5 protein-coding genes are annotated in these 17161 nt (G+C 80.1%); all 5 read right to left on the bottom strand.

Annotated features, from left to right (window positions below):
* Positions 1 to 128 precede the first annotated feature (128 nt).
* Positions 129 to 7643, bottom strand: coding sequence for a PE family protein (locus JX552_RS34340; RefSeq protein WP_431196015.1), 7515 nt, complete (start codon positions 7641 to 7643; stop codon positions 129 to 131).
* 599 nt (positions 7644 to 8242) lie between these two features.
* Positions 8243 to 10855 carry a PE family protein gene (locus JX552_RS34335; protein ID WP_431196014.1) on the bottom strand — a complete coding sequence of 871 codons (2613 nt, stop codon included), beginning with the start codon at positions 10853 to 10855 and terminating at the stop codon, positions 8243 to 8245.
* 610 nt (positions 10856 to 11465) lie between these two features.
* Positions 11466 to 15740: a hypothetical protein gene (locus JX552_RS34330; RefSeq protein ID WP_431196013.1), complete on the bottom strand. Its 4275-nt coding sequence runs from the start codon at positions 15738 to 15740 to the stop codon at positions 11466 to 11468.
* A gap of 577 nt (positions 15741 to 16317) precedes the next feature.
* Positions 16318 to 16800, bottom strand: coding sequence for a hypothetical protein (locus JX552_RS27775; RefSeq protein WP_205874966.1), 483 nt, complete (start codon positions 16798 to 16800; stop codon positions 16318 to 16320).
* Between the two features lie 6 nt (positions 16801 to 16806).
* The gene (locus JX552_RS27770) at positions 16807 to 17109 is read right to left on the bottom strand and encodes a hypothetical protein (protein WP_205874965.1); all 303 of its coding nucleotides are present in this window, start codon (positions 17107 to 17109) and stop codon (positions 16807 to 16809) included.
* Positions 17110 to 17161: the final 52 nt, after the last annotated feature.

Raw genomic sequence — 17161 nt, 5'->3', positions numbered from 1 at the left:
TCCGGAGGTGCTCTTGCGGATCAATCTCTAGGTCCGATGGCTGCGGGCCGGGTCCGGGCCGCGTGGAGCCGCGCACCGGAATCTCGCGCAGTCGCAATGGCAGTCGCTCCGCTGCCCCTTGCTAGCGATCACGCGGAGCCGCCGTCTCCGCCGGAGCCGGCAGTGCCTCCCTTGCCTCCGGCGCCGCCGGCTTTACCCACCGCGACAAACCCGGCCGACCCGGTGCCGCCGCCCGTCCCGGTGGCGCCAGGGTTGGCGCCGCCCCCGCCAGTGCCGCCCTTGCCGCCGCCCCCGCCGGTGCCACCGTTGCCGCCGGTGCCGCCGATGCCGGCGCCCGTGCCGTTGCCGCCGTTGCCGCCGTTGCCGCCGGTCGCACCGCTGCCACCCTTGCCGCCGGCGCCTGTGGCGCCACCAGCGCCGCCGGTGCCGCCGGCGCCGCCGGCGCCGCCGTTGCCGCCGTTGCCGCCGTTGCGGTTGCCGCCGCCGGCGTTGCCTCCTGCGCCGCCGCCGCCGGCGGCGCCGCCGTTGCCGCCAGCGCCGCCGCTGCCGGAGCCGAAGCCGTTGCCGCCAGTGCCGCCGGTGGCGCCGCTGCCCCCGGTGCCCCCGGCAGCGCCGGCGGCGTTGTTACCGCCGGTGCCTCCCGTGCCGCCGGTTCCTCCGGCACCGCCGTTGCCGCCGTTACCGCCGCTGCCATTGCCGCCGAGAGCATTGCCACCGTTGCCGGCGGTCCCACCGGCGCCGCCAGCGCCGCCAGCGCCTCCGGTGCCAAGGGTGATACCGGTGCCGCCGGTGCCGCCGGTGCCGCCGGTGCCTGCGGCACCCGCATTGCCGCCGTCGCCGCCGCTCGTGCCGCCTGCGCCACCTTGGCCGCCGGTACCACCCTGGCCGCCCTGGCCGCCAGCGCCGCCGACGTCACCAGCATTAACCCGGTTGTCACCGGCTCCACCTTTGCCACCGTTGCCGGCCTGGCCGCCCGCGCCGCCATTGCCGCTCAGCCCACCGCTGCCGCCGGTACCGCCGGATCCGCCCTGCCCGCCAATGCCACCGTTACCGCCGATTTGACCGCCTTGACCGCCTCCACCACCGACGCCGCCTTTGCCGCCCTGACCGCCGTCCCCGCTGACTCCGCCAGCACCGGCGGCTCCGGCGGTGCCGCCAGTACCGCCCTGGCCCCCCTGGCCGCCGGTTCCGCCGGGGACGGTTGCGTTGTTGCCCTGGCCGGCCAGGCCGCCCGCGCCGCCGCTACCGCCGAGGCCGCCGTCACCACCGTTTCCACCGGTCACGCCCACGGCGCCGGCGCCGCCCTGGCCGCCTTGACCGCCCGCGGCGCCGTTGGTCCGTGCAGCGGTGGGGCTTATGTTAAAGCCAGCGCCGCCGGCGCCGCCGTCGCCGCCCTTGCCGGCGGTTCCCACGCTGCCTTGGGTGCCGCCGGAGGGGGTACCGGCACTGCCCCCTTGGCCGCCCTGGCCCCCTTGGCCGCCAGCTGTGGCGTTTACGGCGGCGGTGGCCGCCGCGCCGGCACCGCCGGTTCCGCCCGTTCCGCCGGCTCCACCGGAGCCGGCGTTAAGGCCGTTTCCGCCGTTTCCGCCGGCGCCCCCGGCACCGCCGGTGGCGGCAATGCCCCCAATGCCAGCCGCAGCGCCGTTGCCGCCGTTGCCGCCGTTTCCGCCGTTGCCGCCGCTGCCCTGGTTGCCCGCCGACCCGCCGCCGGTCGCGGCTCCCGCGGTTCCGCCTGCACCGCCGGCGCCTCCCTTTCCACCGGCTGACCCGGCGGGTGTGCTGACGCTACCGTTTCCGCCATTCGCGCCGTTTCCACCGAGACCGCCGCTGCCGGCGTTTCCAGCGACGCCGCCACCACCGCCGGTGCCTCCCTGGCCGCCGTTGCCGCCTTGGCCGCCGCCGGTAGAGCCTGTGCCATTGCCTCCGAGGCCGCCGTTGCCGCCGATGCCACCGGTCCCGCCGGTACCCAGGGCGCCAGCCACCCCGCCGGTTCCTGCGGCGCCGGCAGCACCGGCGGTCCCGCCTGTGCCGCCTTGGCCGCCGTTACCGCCATTGGCGCCAATGCCGCCGTTGCCGCCGTTGCCGCCGTTGCCGCCGGTTCCACCGATTCCGCCTTGGCCGCCGTTGCCGCCGTTAGCACCCCCGGTGCCGCCGGCGCCGCCAGTGCCGCCCGTGAAGCCGAGCGACCCCGCGGCGCCCGCGCCGCCGTTGGTACCCGTGCCACCCTTGCCGCCGGTGCCGCCGGTGCCGCCGTTGCCGCCCGTGCCCGCGCCGCCTGCGGCGCCTGCGCCGGAGCCTGCAGTTCCGCGGGCGCCGCCGGTGCCGCCTTGGCCGCCAGCCCCACCGTTGCCGGCGCTCGGAGAGCCGCCGGTGCCGCCTTGGCCGCCGACGCCGCCGGTACCAGCGGCGCCGTTGATACCGCCAGCAGCGGCGTTGCCCCCGCTGCCGCCAGTGCCGCCGGTGCCGCCTTGGCCTGCAGCGGTCGCGGTTGTGCCGGCATTCACGCCGCCGGTACCGCCGGCGCCGCCGGTGCCGCCGGTGCCGCCTTGGCCGCCGGTGCCCACTCCGCCGACGCTGCTTCCGGTGCCACCAGCGCCCGCGGCGCCGCCGGTACCACCTTGGCCGCCCTGGCCGCCGTTACCCCCAGGCAGAGTGGCGGTGCCTGCAGTGCCGGTGCCGCCGGTGCCGCCGGTGCCGCCTTGGCCGCCGGTGCCGCCCTTGCCGCCGGCGCCCTGAATACCAGCGTTGCCGCCGTTGGTGGCTCCGGCCGCGCCGCCGGCGCCGCCCTGGCCGCCGTCGCCGCCGGCCGCGCCCAGGCCGCCGGTCCCGCCGCCGCTGCTACCGGTACTGCCTTGGCCCGCGGCGCCGCCGGTCCCGCCGCCACCGCCGATTCCGCCGTTGCCGGCGGTGCCGGCCGCGCCGGTGCTCGACCCGGTGCCGCCCTTGCCGGCGCCGCCGCCGGTGCCACCGACACCACCGGTGCCGCCAGCGCCTCCGGCGATGCCCGGGTTGGTGCTGTTGTCGGTCCCGGTGCCGCCGGTGCCGCCTTGGCCGCCGGTGCCGCCGATGCCGCCCTGGCCGCCGGCGCCTTGGGTTCCGGCGGTGCCGCCGTTGGTGGCTCCGGCGGCGCCGCCGGCGCCGCCCTGACCGCCGTCGCCGCCGGCTGCGCCTTGGCCGCCGGTGCCGCCGCCGCTGCTGCCGGTGTTGCCTTGTCCGCCTTGTCCGCCGGTGCCGCCGGTGCCGCCGATTCCGCCGTTGCCGGCGGTGCCGGCTGCGCCGGTGCTCGACCCGGTGCCGCCCTTGCCGGCGCCGCCGCCGGTGCCGCCGGTGCCGCCGGTGCCGCCTGCGCCTCCGGCGATGCCCGGGTTGGTGCTGTTGTCGGTCCCGGTGCCGCCGGTGCCGCCTTGGCCGCCGGTGCCGCCGATGCCGCCCTTGCCGCCGGCGCCTTGGGTTCCGGCGGTGCCGCCGTTGGTGGCTCCGGCCGCGCCGCCGGCACCGCCCTGACCGCCGTCGCCGCCGGCTGCGCCTTGGCCGCCGGTGCCGCCGCCGCTGCTGCCGGTACTGCCTTGTCCGCCTTGTCCGCCGGTGCCGCCGGTGCCGCCGATTCCGCCGTTGCCGGCGGTGCCGGCCGCGCCGGTGCTCGACCCGGTGCCGCCCTTGCCGGCGCCGCCGCCGGTGCCGCCGGTGCCGCCGGTGCCGCCTGCGCCCCCGGCGATGCCGGGGTTGGCGCTGTTGTTGGTCCCGGCTCCGCCGGTGCCGCCGCCGCCGCCGGTGCCGCCGATGCCGCCCTTGCCGCCGGCGCCTTGGGTTCCGGCGGTGCCGCCGTTGGTGGCTCCGGCCGCGCCGCCGGCGCCGCCCTGACCGCCGTCGCCGCCGGCTGCGCCTTGGCCGCCGCTGCCGCCGCCGCTGCTGCCGGTGTTGCCTTGTCCGCCTTGTCCGCCGGTGCCGCCGGTGCCGCCGATTCCGCCGTTGCCGGCGGTGCCGGCTGCGCCGGTGCTCGACCCGGTGCCGCCCTTGCCGGCGCCGCCGCCGGTGCCCCCGACACCACCGGTGCCGCCTGCGCCCCCGGCGATGCCCGGGTTGGCGCTGTTGTCGGTCCCCGTGCCGCCGGTGCCGCCTTGGCCGCCGGTGCCGCCGATGCCGCCCTTGCCGCCGGCGCCTTGAACACCGGCGGTGCCGCCGTTGGTGGCTCCGGCCGCGCCGCCGGCGCCGCCCTGACCGCCGTCCCCACCGGCCGCGCCCTGGCCGCCGGTCCCGCCGCCGCTGCTGCCGGTGTTGCCTTGTCCGCCTTGTCCGCCGGTGCCGCCGGTGCCGCCGATTCCGCCGTTGCCGGCGGTGCCGGCTGCGCCGGTGCTCGACCCGGTGCCGCCCTTGCCGGCGCCGCCGCCGGTGCCGCCGGTGCCGCCGGTGCCGCCTGCGCCCCCGGCGATGCCCGGGTTGGCGCTGTTGTTGGTCCCGGTGCCGCCGGTGCCGCCGCCGCCGCCGGTGCCGCCGATGCCGCCCTTGCCGCCGGCGCCTTGAACACCGGCGGTGCCGCCGTTAGTGGCTCCGGCGGCGCCGCCGGCGCCGCCCTGACCGCCGTCGCCGCCGGCTGCGCCTTGGCCGCCGGTGCCGCCGCCGCTGCTACCGGTGTTGCCTTGTCCGCCTTGTCCGCCGGTGCCGCCGGTGCCGCCGATTCCGCCGTTGCCGGCGGTGCCGGCTGCGCCGGTGCTCGACCCGGTGCCGCCCTTGCCGGCGCCGCCGCCGGTGCCGCCGGTGCCGCCGGTGCCGCCTGCGCCCCCGGCGATGCCCGGGTTGGCGCTGTTGTCGGTCCCGGTGCCGCCGGCACCGCCTTGGCCGCCGGTGCCGCCGATGCCGCCCTTGCCGCCGGCGCCTTGGGTTCCGGCGGTGCCGCCGTTGGTGGCTCCGGCGGCGCCGCCGGCGCCGCCCTGGCCGCCGTCGCCGCCGGCCGCGCCTTGGCCGCCGGTCCCGCCGCCGCTGCTACCGGTGTTGCCTTGGCCCGCGGCGCCGCCGGTCCCGCCGGTGCCGCCGATTCCGCCGTTGCCGGCGGTGCCGGCCGCGCCGGTGCTCGACCCGGTGCCGCCCTTGCCGGCGCCGCCGCCGGTGCCACCGACACCACCGGTGCCGCCAGTACCTCCGGCGATGCCCGGGTTGGTGCTGTTGTCGGTCCCGGTGCCGCCGGTGCCGCCTTGGCCGCCGGTGCCGCCGATGCCGCCCTGGCCGCCGGCGCCTTGGGTTCCGGCGGTGCCGCCGTTGGTGGCTCCGGCGGCGCCGCCGGCGCCGCCCTGGCCGCCGTCGCCGCCGGCTGCGCCTTGGCCGCCGGTGCCGCCGCCGCTGCTGCCGGTGTTGCCTTGTCCGCCTTGTCCGCCGGTGCCGCCGGTGCCGCCGATTCCGCCGTTGCCGGCGGTGCCGGCTGCGCCGGTGCTCGACCCGGTGCCGCCCTTGCCGGCGCCGCCGCCGGTGCCGCCGGTGCCGCCGGTGCCGCCAGTACCTCCGGCGATGCCCGGGTTGGTGCTGTTGTCGGTACCGGTGCCGCCGGTGCCGCCTTGGCCGCCGGTGCCGCCGATGCCGCCCTTGCCGCCGGCGCCTTGGGTTCCGGCGGTGCCGCCGTTGGTGGCTCCGGCCGCGCCGCCGGCACCGCCCTGACCGCCGTCGCCACCGGCCGCACCTTGGCCACCGGTGCCACCACCGGCAGTCCCTGTAGTTCCGGCACCGCCCTGGCCACCGGTGCCACCAACGCCGCCTACGCCGCCGTCACCGGCGGTGCCGGCTGCGCCGGTGCTCGACCCGGTGCCGCCCTTGCCGGCGCCGCCGCCGGTGCCACCGACACCACCGGTGCCGCCGGCGCCCCCGGCGATGCCCGGGTTGCCGCTGTTGTCGGTCCCGGCCCCGCCGGTGCCGCCGCCGCCGCCGGTCCCGCCGATGCCGCCCTGGCCGCCGGCACCTTGAACACCGGCGGTGCCGCCGTTGGTCGCTCCGGCCGCGCCGCCGGCGCCGCCCTGACCGCCGTCGCCACCGGCCGCGCCCTGGCCACCGGTGCCACCACCGGCAGTCCCTGTAGTTCCGGCACCGCCCTGGCCACCGGTGCCACCAACGCCGCCGATTCCGCCGTCACCGGCGGTGCCCGCGGCACCGACTGAAGAACCAGCGCCGCCGAGGCCGGCCGCGCCGCCGGTGCCACCGACACCACCGGTGCCGCCAGCACCCCCGGCGATGCCCGGGTTGGCGCTGTTATCGGTCCCGACACCACCCTCGCCACCAATGCCGCCGGTGCCGCCGATGCCGCCCTGGCCGCCCGCGCCTTGGGTTCCGGCGGTGCCGCCGTTAGTCGCCCCGGCGGCGCCCCCGGCGCCGCCCTGACCGCCGTCCCCACCGGCCGCACCTTGGCCACCGGTCCCGCCACCGCTGGCACCGGTGTTGCCTTGGCCCCCGGCGCCGCCGGTCCCACCGACACCGCCGATTCCGCCGTCACCGGCGATGCCAGCGGCACCGACTGAAGAACCAGCACCGCCGAGGCCGGCCGCACCGCCGGTGCCACCGACACCACCGGTGCCGCCAGCACCCCCGGCGATGCCCGGGTTGGCGCTGTTGTCGGTCCCGGCCCCGCCGGTGCCGCCGATGCCACCGGTCCCGCCGATGCCGCCCTGGCCGCCGGCACCTTGGGTTCCGGCGGTGCCGCCGTTGGTGGCCCCGGCGGCACCGCCGGCGCCGCCCTGACCGCCGTCGCCACCGGCCGCACCTTGGCCGCCGGTCCCGCCACCACTGGCACCGGCGCTGCCTTGGCCCCCGGCGCCCCCGGTCCCACCAACGCCGCCGATTCCGCCGTCACCGGCCGTGCCGGCTGCGCCGGTGCTCGACCCGGTGCCGCCCTTGCCGGCGCTACCGCCGGTGCCCCCGACACCACCGGTGCCGCCAGCACCCCCGGCGATGCCCGGGTTGGCGCTGTTATCTGTCCCGGCCCCGCCGGTGCCGCCGCCGCCACCGGTGCCGCCGATGCCGCCCTGGCCGCCGGCACCTTGAACACCGGCGGTGCCGCCGTTGGTCGCTCCGGCCGCGCCGCCAGCGCCGCCCTGACCGCCGTCCCCACCGGCCGCACCTTGGCCACCGGTGCCACCACCGGCAGTCCCTGTAGTCCCGGCACCGCCCTGGCCACCGGTCCCGCCAACGCCGCCTACGCCGCCGTCACCGGCCGTGCCGGATGCGCCGGTGCTCGACCCGGTGCCGCCCTTGCCGGCGCTACCGCCGGTGCCACCGACACCACCAGTGCCGCCAGCACCCCCGGCGATGCCCGGGTTGCCGCTGTTATCGGTCCCGGCCCCGCCGGTGCCGCCGCCGCCACCGGTCCCGCCGATGCCGCCCTGGCCGCCCGCACCTTGAACACCGGCGGTGCCGCCGTTAGTCGCCCCGGCCGCGCCGCCGGCGCCGCCCTGACCGCCGTCGCCACCGGCCGCACCTTGGCCACCGGTTCCGCCACCGGCAGTCCCTGTAGTTCCGGCACCGCCCTGGCCGCCGGTCCCGCCAACGCCGCCTACGCCGCCGTCACCGGCGGTGCCGGCTGCGCCGGTGCTCGACCCGGTGCCGCCCTTGCCGGCGCCGCCGCCGGTGCCCCCGACACCACCGGTGCCGCCAGCGCCCCCGGCGATGCCCGGGTTGGCGCTGTTGTCGGTACCCGTGCCGCCGGCACCACCAATGCCACCTGTCCCGCCGATGCCGCCCTTGCCGCCGGCACCTTGAACACCGGCGGTGCCGCCGTTAGTCGCCCCGGCCGCGCCGCCGGCGCCGCCCTGACCGCCATCGCCGCCGGCCGCACCTTGGCCACCGGTTCCGCCACCGCTGGCACCGACGCTGCCTTGGCCCCCGGCGCCGCCGGTCCCACCGCCGCCGCCGATTCCGCCGTCACCGGCGATGCCCGCGGCACCGACTGAAGAACCAGCGCCGCCGAGGCCGGCCGCACCGCCGGTGCCACCGACACCACCAGTGCCGCCAGCACCCCCGGCGACGCCCGGGTTGGCGCTGTTATCGGTCCCGGCCCCGCCGGTGCCGCCGCCGCCGCCGGTGCCGCCGACACCGCCTTGGCCGCCCGCGCCTTGGGTTCCGGCGGTGCCGCCGTTAGTCGCCCCGGCCGCGCCGCCAGCGCCGCCCTTTCCGCCGTCCCCACCGGCCGCCCCTTGGCCACCGGTTCCGCCACCGCTGGCACCAGTGGATCCGGCACCGCCCTGGCCGCCGGTCCCACCAACGCCGCCTACGCCGCCGTCACCGGCGGTGCCGGATGCTCCGGTGCTCGACCCGGTGCCGCCCTTGCCGGCGCTACCGCCGGTGCCACCGACACCACCGGTGCCGCCAGCGCCCCCGGCGATGCCCGGGTTGCCGCTGTTATCGGTCCCGGCACCGCCGGTGCCACCAATGCCGCCGGTGCCGCCGATGCCGCCCTGGCCGCCCGCGCCTTGGGTTCCGGCGGTGCCGCCGTTAGTCGCTCCGGCCGCGCCGCCGGCGCCGCCCTGACCGCCGTCGCCACCGGCCGCCCCTTGGCCGCCGGTTCCGCCGCCGCTGGCACCGGTGTTGCCTTGGCCCCCGGCGCCGCCGGTCCCACCAACGCCGCCGATTCCGCCGTCACCGGCGGTGCCCGCGGCACCGACTGAAGAACCAGCACCGCCGAGGCCGGCCGCGCCGCCGGTGCCACCGACACCACCGGTGCCGCCTGCGCCCCCGGCGATGCCGGGTTGGCGCTGTTGTCGGTGCCGGTCCCGCCGGTGCCGCCGCCGCCGCCGGTGCCGCCGATGCCGCCCTGGCCGCCCGCACCTTGAACACCGGCGGTGCCGCCGTTAGTCGCCCCGGCCGCGCCCCCGGCACCGCCCTGACCGCCATCCCCACCGGCCGCGCCCTGGCCACCGGTCCCGCCACCGCTGGCACCGGCGCTGCCTTGGCCCCCGGCGCCGCCGGTCCCACCAACGCCGCCGATTCCGCCGTCACCGGCCGTGCCGGCTGCGCCGGTGCTGGATCCCGATCCGCCGAGGCCGGCCGCGCCGCCGGTGCCACCGACACCACCGGTGCCGCCAGCGCCCCCGGCGATGCCCGGGTTGGCGCTGTTGTCGGTCCCGGCCCCGCCGGTGCCGCCGCCGCCGCCGGTGCCGCCGACGCCGCCTTGGCCGCCCGCACCTTGAACACCGGTGGTGCCGCCGTTAGTCGCCCCGGCCGCGCCCCCGGCGCCGCCCTTTCCGCCGTCCCCACCGGCCGCACCTTGGCCACCGGTTCCGCCACCGGCAGTCCCTGTAGTTCCGGCACCGCCCTGGCCACCCGTCCCACCAACGCCGCCGATTCCGCCGTCACCGGCGGTGCCCGCGGCACCGACTGAAGAACCAGCACCGCCGAGGCCGGCCGCGCCACCGGTGCCACCGACACCACCGGTGCCGCCAGCACCCCCGGCGACGCCCGGGTTGGCGCTGTTGTCGGTCCCGGCACCGCCGGTGCCGCCGCCGCCACCGGTGCCGCCGATGCCGCCCTTGCCGCCGGCGCCTTGGGTTCCGGCGGTGCCGCCGTTAGTCGCCCCGGCCGCGCCGCCGGCGCCGCCCTGACCGCCGTCGCCGCCGGCCGCACCTTGGCCACCGGTTCCGCCACCGGCAGTCCCTGTAGTTCCGGCACCGCCCTGGCCGCCGGTCCCGCCAACGCCGCCTACGCCGCCGTCACCGGCGGTGCCGGCTGCGCCGGTGCTCGACCCGGTGCCGCCCTTGCCGGCGCCGCCGCCGGTGCCCCCGACACCACCGGTGCCGCCAGCGCCTCCGGCGATGCCGGGGTTGGCGCTGTTGTCGGTGCCGGTCCCGCCGGTGCCGCCGCCGCCACCGGTCCCGCCGATGCCGCCCTGGCCGCCCGCACCTTGAACACCGGCGGTGCCGCCGTTGGTCGCTCCGGCCGCGCCGCCGGCGCCGCCCTGACCGCCGTCGCCACCGGCCGCGCCTTGGCCACCGGTTCCGCCGCCGCTGCTACCGGTGTTGCCTTGGCCCCCGGCGCCGCCAGTCCCGCCGCCACCGCCGATTCCGCCGTCACCGGCGGTGCCCGCGGCACCGACTGAAGAACCAGCGCCGCCGAGGCCGGCCGCGCCGCCGGTGCCACCGACACCACCGGTGCCGCCAGCACCCCCGGCGATGCCCGGGTTGGCGCTGTTGTCGGTCCCGGCACCGCCGGTGCCGCCGCCGCCGCCGGTCCCGCCGATGCCGCCTTGGCCGCCCGCACCTTGAACACCGGCGGTGCCGCCGTTAGTCGCTCCGGCCGCGCCGCCGGCGCCGCCCTGACCGCCGTCGCCACCGGCCGCGCCTTGGCCACCGGTTCCGCCGCCGCTGGCACCGGTGTTGCCTTGGCCCCCGGCGCCGCCGGTCCCACCGACACCGCCGATTCCGCCGTCACCGGCGGTGCCCGCGGCACCGACTGAAGAACCAGCGCCGCCGAGGCCGGCCGCGCCGCCGGTGCCACCGACACCACCGGTGCCGCCAGCACCCCCGGCGATGCCCGGGTTGGCGCTGTTATCTGTCCCGACACCACCGTCGCCACCAATGCCGCCGGTGCCGCCGATGCCGCCCTGGCCGCCCGCGCCTTGGGTTCCGGCGGTGCCGCCGTTAGTCGCCCCGGCCGCGCCCCCGGCGCCGCCCTGACCGCCATCCCCACCGGCCGCACCTTGGCCACCGGTGCCGCCACCGGCAGTCCCTGTAGTTCCGGCACCGCCCTGGCCGCCGGTCCCGCCAACGCCGCCTACGCCGCCGTCACCGGCGGTGCCGGCTGCGCCGGTGCTCGACCCGGTGCCGCCCTTGCCGGCGCCGCCGCCGGTGCCCCCGACACCACCGGTGCCGCCAGCGCCCCCGGCGATGCCCGGGTTGGCGCTGTTGTCGGTCCCGGCCCCGCCGGTGCCGCCGCCGCCGCCGGTGCCGCCGATGCCGCCCTGGCCGCCCGCGCCTTGAACACCGGCGGTGCCGCCGTTAGTCGCTCCGGCCGCGCCGCCGGCGCCGCCCTGACCGCCGTCCCCACCGGCCGCACCTTGGCCGCCGGTCCCGCCGCCGCTGGCACCGGCGTTGCCTTGGCCCCCGGCGCCGCCAGTCCCGCCGCCGCCGCCGATTCCGCCGTCACCGGCGATGCCCGCGGCACCGACTGAAGAACCAGCGCCGCCGAGGCCGGCCGCGCCGCCGGTGCCACCGACACCACCGGTGCCGCCGGCACCCCCGGCGACGCCCGGGTTGGCGCTGTTATCGGTCCCGACACCACCCTCGCCACCAATGCCGCCGGTGCCGCCGATGCCGCCCTGGCCGCCCGCGCCTTGGGTTCCGGCGGTGCCGCCGTTAGTCGCCCCGGCGGCGCCCCCGGCGCCGCCCTGACCGCCGTCGCCGCCGGCCGCACCTTGGCCACCGGTTCCGCCACCGGCAGTCCCTGTAGTTCCGGCACCGCCCTGGCCGCCGGTCCCGCCAACGCCGCCTACGCCGCCGTCACCGGCGGTGCCGGCTGCGCCGGTGCTCGACCCGGTGCCGCCCTTGCCGGCGCCGCCGCCGGTGCCCCCGACACCACCGGTGCCGCCAGCGCCCCCGGCGATGCCGGGTTGGCGCTGTTGTCGGTCCCGGCCCCGCCGGTGCCGCCGCCGCCGCCGGTCCCGCCGATGCCGCCCTGGCCGCCCGCACCTTGAACACCGGCGGTGCCGCCGTTAGTCGCCCCGGCCGCGCCCCCGGCACCGCCCTGACCGCCATCCCCACCGGCCGCGCCCTGGCCACCGGTCCCGCCACCGCTGGCACCGGCGCTGCCTTGGCCCCCGGCGCCGCCGGTCCCACCAACGCCGCCGATTCCGCCGTCACCGGCCGTGCCGGCTGCGCCGGTGCTGGATCCCGATCCGCCGAGGCCGGCCGCACCGCCGGTGCCACCGACACCACCGGTGCCGCCAGCGCCCCCGGCGATGCCCGGGTTGGCGCTGTTGTCGGTCCCGGCCCCGCCGGTGCCGCCGCCGCCGCCGGTCCCGCCGACGCCGCCCTGACCGCCCGCACCTTGAACACCGGCGGTGCCGCCGTTAGTCGCCCCGGCCGCGCCCCCGGCGCCGCCCTGACCGCCGTCCCCACCGGCCGCACCTTGGCCACCGGTTCCGCCACCGGCAGTCCCTGTAGTTCCGGCACCGCCCTGGCCACCCGTCCCACCAACGCCGCCGATTCCGCCGTCACCGGCGGTGCCCGCGGCACCGACTGAAGAACCAGCACCGCCGAGGCCGGCCGCGCCACCGGTGCCACCGACACCACCGGTGCCGCCAGCACCCCCGGCGACGCCCGGGTTGGCGCTGTTGTCGGTCCCGGCACCGCCGGTGCCGCCGATGCCACCGGTCCCGCCGACGCCGCCCTGACCGCCCGCGCCTTGAACACCGGCGGTGCCGCCATTGGTCGCTCCGGCCGCGCCGCCGGCGCCGCCCTGACCGCCGTCGCCACCGGCCGCACCTTGGCCACCGGTGCCACCACCGGCAGTCCCTGTAGTTCCGGCACCGCCCTGGCCGCCGGTCCCGCCAACGCCGCCGATTCCGCCGTCACCGGCGGTGCCCGCGGCACCGACTGAAGAACCAGCGCCGCCGAGGCCGGCCGCGCCGCCGGTGCCACCGACACCACCGGTGCCGCCAGCGCCCCCGGCGATGCCCGGGTTGCCGCTGTTGTCGGTCCCGGCCCCGCCGGTGCCGCCGCCGCCGCCGGTGCCGCCGATGCCGCCCTGGCCGCCGGCACCTTGAACACCGGCGGTGCCGCCGTTGGTCGCCCCGGCCGCGCCGCCGGCGCCGCCCTGACCGCCGTCGCCGCCGGCCGCACCTTGGCCGCCGGTCCCGCCGCCGCTGGCACCGGCGTTGCCTTGGCCCCCGGCGCCGCCGGTCCCGCCGCCGCCGCCGATTCCGCCGTCACCGGCGGTGCCCGCGGCACCGACTGAAGAACCAGCGCCGCCGAGGCCGGCCGCGCCGCCGGTGCCACCGACACCACCGGTGCCGCCAGCACCCCCGGCGATGCCCGGGTTGGCGCTGTTATCGGTCCCGACACCACCGTCGCCACCAATGCCGCCGTGCCGCCGATGCCGCCTTGGCCGCCCGCGCCTTGGGTTCCGGCGGTGCCGCCGTTAGTCGCCCCGGCCGCGCCCCCGGCGCCGCCCTTTCCGCCGTCGCCACCGGCCGCACCTTGGCCACCGGTGCCACCACCGGCAGTCCCTGTAGTCCCGGCACCGCCCTGGCCACCCGTCCCACCAACGCCGCCTACGCCGCCGTCACCGGCCGTGCCGGATGCTCCGGTGCTCGACCCGGTGCCGCCCTTGCCGGCCGCGCCGCCGGTGCCACCGACACCACCAGTGCCGCCAGCACCCCCGGCGATGCCCGGGTTGCCGCTGTTATCGGTCCCGGCCCCGCCGGTGCCGCCGCCGCCACCGGTGCCGCCGATGCCGCCCTTGCCGCCGGCGCCTTGGGTTCCGGCGGTGCCGCCGTTAGTCGCCCCGGCCGCGCCGCCGGCGCCGCCCTGACCGCCGTCGCCGCCGGCCGCCCCTTGGCCACCGGTTCCGCCACCGGCAGTCCCTGTAGTTCCGGCACCGCCCTGGCCGCCGGTCCCGCCAACGCCGCCTACGCCGCCGTCACCGGCGGTGCCGGCTGCGCCGGTGCTGGATCCCGATCCGCCGAGGCCGGCCGCACCGCCGGTGCCACCGACACCACCGGTGCCGCCAGCGCCTCCGGCGATGCCGGGGTTGGCGCTGTTGTCGGTGCCGGTCCCGCCGGTGCCGCCGCCGCCACCGGTCCCGCCGATGCCGCCTTGGCCGCCCGCACCTTGAACACCGGCGGTGCCGCCGTTGGTCGCCCCGGCCGCGCCGCCGGCGCCGCCCTGACCGCCGTCGCCACCGGCCGCGCCTTGGCCACCGGTTCCGCCGCCGCTGCTACCGGTGTTGCCTTGGCCCCCGGCGCCGCCAGTCCCGCCGCCACCGCCGATTCCGCCGTCACCGGCGGTGCCCGCGGCACCGACTGAAGAACCAGCGCCGCCGAGGCCGGCCGCGCCGCCGGTGCCACCGACACCACCGGTGCCGCCAGCACCCCCGGCGATGCCCGGGTTGGCGCTGTTGTCGGTCCCGGCACCGCCGGTGCCGCCGCCGCCGCCGGTCCCGCCGATGCCGCCCTGGCCGCCCGCACCTTGAACACCGGCGGTGCCGCCGTTAGTCGCTCCGGCCGCGCCGCCGGCGCCGCCCTGACCGCCGTCGCCACCGGCCGCGCCTTGGCCACCGGTTCCGCCGCCGCTGGCACCGGTGTTGCCTTGGCCCCCGGCGCCGCCGGTCCCACCGACACCGCCGATTCCGCCGTCACCGGCGGTGCCCGCGGCACCGACTGAAGAACCAGCACCGCCGAGGCCGGCCGCGCCGCCGGTGCCACCGACACCACCGGTGCCGCCAGCACCCCCGGCGATGCCCGGGTTGGCGCTGTTATCTGTCCCGACACCACCGTCGCCACCAATGCCGCCGGTGCCGCCGATGCCGCCCTGGCCGCCCGCGCCTTGGGTTCCGGCGGTGCCGCCGTTAGTCGCCCCGGCCGCGCCCCCGGCGCCGCCCTGACCGCCATCCCCACCGGCCGCACCTTGGCCACCGGTGCCGCCACCGGCAGTCCCTGTAGTTCCGGCACCGCCCTGGCCGCCGGTCCCGCCAACGCCGCCTACGCCGCCGTCACCGGCGGTGCCGGCTGCGCCGGTGCTCGACCCGGTGCCGCCCTTGCCGGCGCCGCCGCCGGTGCCCCCGACACCACCGGTGCCGCCAGCGCCTCCGGCGATGCCCGGGTTGCCGCTGTTGTCGGTCCCGGCCCCGCCGGTGCCGCCGCCGCCGCCGGTGCCGCCGATGCCGCCCTGGCCGCCGGCACCTTGAACACCGGCGGTGCCGCCGTTGGTCGCCCCGGCCGCGCCGCCGGCGCCGCCCTGACCGCCGTCCCCACCGGCCGCACCTTGGCCGCCGGTTCCGCCGCCGCTGGCACCGGTGTTGCCTTGGCCCCCGGCGCCGCCAGTCCCGCCGCCGCCGCCGATTCCGCCGTCACCGGCGATGCCCGCGGCACCGACTGAAGAACCAGCGCCGCCGAGGCCGGCCGCGCCGCCGGTGCCACCGACACCACCGGTGCCGCCAGCACCCCCGGCGACGCCCGGGTTGGCGCTGTTATCGGTCCCGACACCACCGTCGCCACCAATGCCGCCGGTGCCGCCGATGCCGCCCTGGCCGCCCGCGCCTTGGGTTCCGGCGGTGCCGCCGTTGGTGGCTCCGGCCGCGCCGCCGGCGCCGCCCTGGCCGCCGTCGCCGCCGGCCGCCCCTTGGCCGCCGGTACCGCCGCCGCTGGCACCGGTGTTGCCTTGGCCCCCGGCGCCGCCGGTCCCACCAACGCCGCCGATTCCGCCGTCACCGGCGGTGCCCGCGGCACCGACTGAAGAACCAGCACCGCCGAGGCCGGCCGCGCCGCCGGTGCCACCGACACCACCGGTGCCGCCTGCGCCCCCGGCGATGCCGGGGTTGGCGCTGTTGTCGGTGCCGGTCCCGCCGGTGCCGCCGCCGCCGCCGGTGCCGCCGACGCCGCCCTGGCCGCCCGCACCTTGAACACCGGCGGTGCCGCCGTTAGTCGCCCCGGCCGCGCCGCCGGCGCCGCCCTGACCGCCGTCCCCACCGGCCGCCCCTTGGCCACCGGTTCCGCCACCACTGCTACCGGTACTGCCTTGGCCCCCGGCGCCGCCGGTCCCACCAACGCCGCCGATTCCGCCGTCACCGGCGGTGCCGGCTGCGCCGGTGCTCGACCCGGTGCCGCCCTTGCCGGCGCTACCGCCGGTGCCCCCGACACCACCGGTGCCGCCAGCACCCCCGGCGATGCCCGGGTTGGCGCTGTTATCTGTCCCGACACCACCGTCGCCACCAATGCCGCCGGTGCCGCCGATGCCGCCCTGGCCGCCCGCGCCTTGGGTTCCGGCGGTGCCGCCGTTAGTCGCTCCGGCCGCGCCGCCGGCGCCGCCCTGGCCGCCGTCGCCGCCGGCCGCGCCCTGGCCGCCGGTTCCGCCGCCGCCGCTACCGGTGTTGCCTTGGCCCCCGGCGCCGCCGGTCCCGCCGGTGCCGCCGATTCCGCCGTCACCGGCGGTGCCCGCGGCACCGACTGAAGAACCAGCACCGCCGAGGCCGGCCGCGCCACCGGTGCCACCGACACCACCGGTGCCGCCAGCACCCCCGGCGACGCCCGGGTTGGCGCTGTTGTCGGTCCCGGCACCGCCGGTGCCGCCGCCGCCGCCGGTCCCGCCGACGCCGCCCTGACCGCCCGCGCCTTGAACACCGGCGGTGCCGCCGTTAGTCGCTCCGGCCGCGCCGCCGGCGCCGCCCTGACCGCCGTCCCCGCCGGCCGCCCCTTGGCCACCGGTTCCGCCGCCGCTGGCACCGTGTTGCCTTGGCCCCCGGCGCCGCCGGTCCCACCAACGCCGCCGATTCCGCCGTCACCGGCGGTGCCCGCGGCACCGACTGAAGAACCAGCGCCGCCGAGGCCGGCCGCACCGCCGGTGCCACCGACACCACCGGTGCCGCCAGCACCCCCGGCGATGCCCGGGTTGGCGCTGTTATCGGTCCCGGCACCGCCGGTGCCGCCGCCGCCGCCGGTGCCGCCGATGCCGCCCTGGCCGCCCGCACCTTGAACACCGGCGGTGCCGCCGTTGGTCGCTCCGGCCGCGCCGCCAGCGCCGCCCTGACCGCCGTCCCCACCGGCCGCACCTTGGCCACCGGTGCCACCACCGGCAGTCCCTGTAGTCCCGGCACCGCCCTGGCCACCGGTCCCGCCAACGCCGCCTACGCCGCCGTCACCGGCGGTGCCGGATGCTCCGGTGCTCGACCCGGTGCCGCCCTTGCCGGCGCTACCGCCGGTGCCACCGACACCACCGGTGCCGCCAGCGCCTCCGGCGATGCCGGGGTTGCCGCTGTTATCGGTCCCGGCCCCGCCGGTGCCGCCGCCGCCACCGGTCCCGCCGATGCCGCCCTGGCCGCCCGCACCTTGAACACCGGCGGTGCCGCCGTTAGTCGCCCCGGCCGCGCCGCCGGCGCCGCCCTGACCGCCGTCGCCACCGGCCGCACCTTGGCCACCGGTTCCGCCACCGGCAGTCCCTGTAGTTCCGGCACCGCCCTGGCCGCCGGTCCCGCCAACGCC

Source organism: Mycobacterium gordonae (genome assembly GCF_017086405.1).
GTDB lineage: Bacteria > Actinomycetota > Actinomycetes > Mycobacteriales > Mycobacteriaceae > Mycobacterium > Mycobacterium gordonae_D.
Note: the sequence above shows the minus strand (reverse complement) of the source record. Positions and strands in the feature narration are given on the sequence as shown.